Genomic DNA, 2414 nt, shown 5'->3' with positions numbered 1-2414 from the left:
TCAAAAAAGCCGGGATCGTTAGAGAAACGTTTACGGATCTTTTCCCGCTGCTCAATAATGCGGATGATGTTGGTGAGCAGAAAACGGGTGCTGAAAGGTTTAGCTATATAAGCATCCGCACCTGCATCCACGCCCTGCAGCTGGTGTTCGCCGGAGCTCAGGGCTGTTAGCAGTACCACCGGTATATGGCAGGTCTGGAACTCATTGCGTATGCGGCGCGTAATTTCAAAACCATTCATCTCCGGCAGCATTACATCGCAAACTACCAGGTCCGGCGCAGTTTCTATGGCCAGCGCCAAACCTTCCCGCCCATTGTTGGCGGTATATACATGAAAGTATTGGCTTAATTGGGAAGAGAGGTAATCGCAAATGTCCGGGTTATCTTCTATCACCAGGATCTTATAACGGGAGGTAGGTTCCGGCAGCTCCATCCCCGTTGCATCCGGTATATAATTAATGAGTGAGGAGGGGGTGTGGGGATGATCGGCCATTGCATCCGGTGCTGCCAGGTCCTCCGGGGTGTAGGCTGTTTTGGAAAGAGGCAGCGTAATGGTAAAGGTTACGCCGGTATCCGGGTTATTGTGGAAATCAATATGTCCCTTGTGCAGCTCCACTAATTCTTTGGTGAGGGATAATCCTATACCCGTTCCCGTAGGAGAGAAGTTAAGCTGGGTGAACCGCTGGAAGATCTGTTCCCGCCTGCTTTCCGGGATGGAAATGCCGGAATCGGATACCTGCACCTGCAGGGTGCCCGCGGTTTCATCCACTATTACATTCACGGCAATGCTGCCGCCTGCAGGCGTAAATTTATGCGCATTGGATAAAAGGTTGTACAACATTTTATCCAGCTTGTTATCATCTACCCACATCGTGTATTCGGGTACGTTACTATGGAATTGCAGGTGAATATGTTTTTGTTCCGCCAGGTCATTAAAGCTATCGCAAAGCTCCTGCAACAGGTTAATAACAGGCAGCTCCTTTAATTGCAGCTTCATACGCTGGTGCTGTATCTTACGGAAGTCCAGCAGCTGGTCTATGAGCCGCATTAGGCGCTGCACGTTCTTTTGCATAATGTGCAGGTGTTTGCCGGTTTGCCAGGCGCTTTGCTTGCCGGGCAGCAGGTTTTCCATAGCGCTTACAATTAAGGAAAGCGGTGTGCGGAACTCATGGGAGATGTTAGTGAAAAAGTTCAGCTTATATTCCGTTAGCTCCTTTTCCAGCGCCACCGCATGCTGCAGGCGGTTAATACGCTGCCGCACAATACGGATGCCAAAGAACAGCGCGGCAATAACCGCCCCATATAGCAGGAAGGCCGGGTTAGAACGCCAGAAGGGCGGCAGCACGGTAATGCGTATGCTGGCTTCCTGCCGGCTCCAGCTGCCATCATTGTTGGTGCCTTTTACGCGAAAAGTATATTCCCCCGGCGGCAGGTTGCGGTAAGTGGCGATGTTATAGCTGGCAGGGGTGTTCCACTCTTCTTCATAATTCTCCAGTATGTAAGTGTATTTATTTTTCTGCGGGTTACGGAAAGCCAGCGCGGCAAATTCAAGGCTGAACACTTTTTGGTTGGGTTCCAGCTTTATTTCAGCAGGAAGCGTATTAGCTTGTTTTTGTGTATTGCCTGCAATACTAAAACCGGTGAGCACCACCGGTGCATCCAGACTGTCTGTTTTCATGCGTGCAGGCATACAGCTGTAAAAGCCGTCCATGCTGCCCCATAGCTGCTGCCCGTTGCGGCGCTTGCAGCAGGAGGTTTCTGCAAACAGGTTGCCCAGCGTGCTGTTGGAAAAATAGAAAACCTCAAAAGTATTTTTGTCCGGGTTAAAACGGGTCAGGCCATTTTCAGTGCTTACCCACAGGTCGCCCTGGTCGTCTTCCAACAGCCCGTTTACAATATCGTTAGACAAACCCTGTTGCGTAGTATAGGTTTCAAAGTAAGCATTACGTGCACCCGTTCCCGGTATAAAATGGCAAAGCCCGCCGCCGTAAGTGCCTACCCAGAGGCGCCCGCGGTGATCCTCACACAGGGTTTTGATCACATTGCTGGTAAGGCCATTCGGATTTTTCAGGTCGGATTGATATACCTTAAAGGCGTTCGGGTTTTTCAGCAGGGCAGCCGGGTTAAATACTACCAGCCCGTTATTGGTGCCGGCCCATATCTGACCCGCGCGGTCCTGCAGTAAACAGCGTATATCCTTCAGTGTTTCATGGCCACCCAGGAAATTGGTAAAAGTGATCTGGTCGCCGCCTTTGTATGCTGCCAGGTTAAAACCTGCCCCAAACGTGCCTATCCACATGCGTTGCTGCCGGTCATGCAAAAGAGTGTACACCAGGTTATTTTGATTACCTCCGTCTGCCGGTTCCGGTAAGGTAAAATGCCGTGCAGGCCGTTGCAGGGAATCCAGGTGGGTAAT

Annotated in this window: 1 protein-coding gene; it reads right to left on the bottom strand. The window is 50.8% G+C overall.

Annotated elements, in window-relative coordinates; translation table 11 throughout:
- The coding region (locus tag VIM87_RS23005) for a hybrid sensor histidine kinase/response regulator (RefSeq protein ID WP_331999273.1) at window positions 1–2414 on the bottom strand (2414 nt) is incomplete at both ends.

It is taken from the genome of Chitinophaga sp. (assembly GCF_036569125.1).
Taxonomy (GTDB): Bacteria; Bacteroidota; Bacteroidia; order Chitinophagales; family Chitinophagaceae; genus Chitinophaga.
This window is presented reverse-complemented; position numbering and strand designations above follow the sequence as displayed.